Origin of the sequence: Flavobacterium myungsuense (genome assembly GCF_042677265.1) — a bacterium.
Taxonomy (GTDB): Bacteria; Bacteroidota; Bacteroidia; order Flavobacteriales; family Flavobacteriaceae; genus Flavobacterium; species Flavobacterium myungsuense.
The window spans coordinates 1-2,446 of record NZ_JBHTIZ010000036.1 but is presented as its reverse complement, the minus strand read 5'-3'; the positions used below and the strand labels follow the sequence as shown (position 1 = coordinate 2,446).

The 2,446-nt window shown below is 37.6% G+C and carries 2 protein-coding genes; both read right to left on the bottom strand.

The window, feature by feature from the left end; genetic code table 11:
- On the bottom strand, positions 1-2,198 hold a 2,198-nt coding region (locus tag ACFQ0S_RS11570), incomplete at its 3' end, for an Ig-like domain-containing protein (RefSeq protein WP_379819097.1).
- An 80-nt stretch (positions 2,199-2,278) separates the two neighbouring features.
- Positions 2,279-2,446, bottom strand: a 168-nt coding sequence (locus tag ACFQ0S_RS11565) for an OmpA family protein (RefSeq protein WP_379819098.1), incomplete at its 5' end; no start/stop codon positions are given.

The following is a 2,446-nucleotide window of genomic DNA, read 5'->3' as shown; positions in this document are numbered from 1 at the left end:
GTTGGCGTAAAAGTATAAGTGTCGGATTTAGTATTATCAAAAGCAGGCAACCAAGTTCCAGTAATACTATTGCTTGAAGACAGAGGTAATGTAAAAAGAGTATCTCCAGAGCAAATGGCTGTGGTTGCAGCAAATGTTGGAGTTATTTTTGGATTTACAGTTACATCTATTGCAACACGCGGGCTTTCGCAAGTTCCTATCGATTGACTAACATAATATGTTGTTGTTCCTACCGAAGCAGTTGAAGGAATGGGTGCAGTTGTACTAGCAATGCCTCCTGTTGCATCAATTCCATACCAATTTAAAGTTGCAGTTGTTGCTGGTGTAGCTGTTAATGGAGTAGCAATACTATTTTGACAATAACTTACAGGACTAACTCCTGGTGTTGGGACTCCACCACTTGAATTGATACTTACCAAAACCGGTTTAGTTATTGAACAACTTCCTAGTGTACTTTTTATATAATACGTGCCGCTTGTAGTAATGGCGCTAGGATTTGGTAACGAAATAGTAGCAGCTGCATCAGTCCAATAGGTTAATGTGGTGCCAGTTGTACTTCCTGGTTTTAGTACCGTAGGCAGTGTAATATTTACTGGTGCTCCAGAACAAACAGGTGCAGGATCTATAATTTCTAATGTTAAAGTCGAATTAACAGTTATTGTTATTGATTTTGTAAGCGGACAAACAGGGGATTCAACCAAGGAGATGTCATCTAGAGCAAAATCATTATTACCCGATGTTTCACGGTCATATATAATGATACTAGCAAATGTATTGGAACCCGAATTCCATTTATAGGTGTTTTTTTGCCATATGCAAGGCAACAAAGGGGCAATTGCTTCTGGACCTATTTTATTGCCATTTATTGTAACTTCAATTCGCGCTGGACCCCCAGTTACAATATTTTGTAGATAATATGTAAAGTCATAATCTGTACCTGGAACCACTGAAACTCCATTTTGTACCCAAACTTTATCGTTCCCACCGTTTACTGTAGAACCATCTGCTATAAACATTTTTCCTGTTCCAGTTGTTTTGTCAGGACAAGCAGAAAAAGGAGTAAAATATGATTTAGGATTTGATACAATGGCGTATGCTTTTTGTATCCCAGTAGGATTTGGATTTACATTAGTTATATAATCGGATGTGAAATCAGTATCTCCTAGCTCAAAATCACCATTATTAATTAAATTTGTAAGATTGGGAATTTTCCCTGTACTTACTGTGTAGGTTGTTGTTTGTGTGGGACTTACTGTAATACTTGTACTATTTGGGGTAGTTAGAGTAGAATCTAAAGGATTTGCTGTCCATGTGTATCCACTAGCACCACTAACACTAAGAGTAGTTGGGGTTCCTGGGCAAACAGTAGGTAAAGTTGCGCTTACGATTAATGGGTTTGGAGCAGCAAGAACAATTCCTGTTATTGGTGCTAAACTAGCTCCTGCGAAATCAGTTATAGTAAGAGTGTACGTGCCCTCTGATAAGTCCGTAAATTTTCCTGTACTATTGTTTGCTGATGAAGTACCCGTTAAGGCATATTTATACGGAGTGCTGCCTCCGCTTGCCGTCGCGGTTATCGTACCATCGTTAATACTAGGGCAAGTTGGATTTGTAGATGAATTGTTTACTAATGTAAAGGGTAATCCTCCAGCTTTTAATTCAAAATCATCAACCGCAAAATCATTTCCAATTGTACTGGTGCTAGTAGTACGTAATTGAATAAGTGCAAAAGTTTGAGTAGCTATAAAGGTAAAGGACACTTTTTGCCAGCCTAAAGCAGGTAAAGGAGCTTGAATGTTTGAAGGAGTATATGTAGCGTTAACAAAGAAAGCATTTATGGTTGCTTGCGTTGCACTACTTGTAACCTCATTCGATACTGATTTTATCCAAAAACTAAGGGTGTATGTTGTGCCAATGGTCAATCCAGGGAAAGTTCCTCCATTATTACCAGCTGTCCAAAAAACTTGATTGTTAGAGGTAGCGCCATTAATCACTAACATATTTCCGTTTCCAGTTGTTTTGTCACCACCTGATATAAAATTAGTATCCATAAATTTTGGATCTTTAGTTATAGCATATTTGCCAGGGGTGCTGACGCCGTTTACTGGATTAATTAATCCATATTGATTTATAAAGAATCCATTTGTGCTACCTCCACCCTCAAAACCTCCATTTGTTAGAAGATTTTGTGCATTCATATTAGTAAGCGAAAACAGTGTCGTTATAATTAGTAGCAGTATCGATTTAAAACCAGTTAGCATTTTTTTATTTTTTTAATTTACTTCACAATCAAAAATTCCGATCTTCTGTTTTGTGCATGTTGCTCATCGGTACACGTGTCTTTACAGTCTACTTTAGGTTCGGTTTTTCCATACCCTTTTCCAGTGATTCTTTTTGCTGCAATTCCTTTAGAGATTACGTATTGCACGGTTGCTTTTGCTCTTTT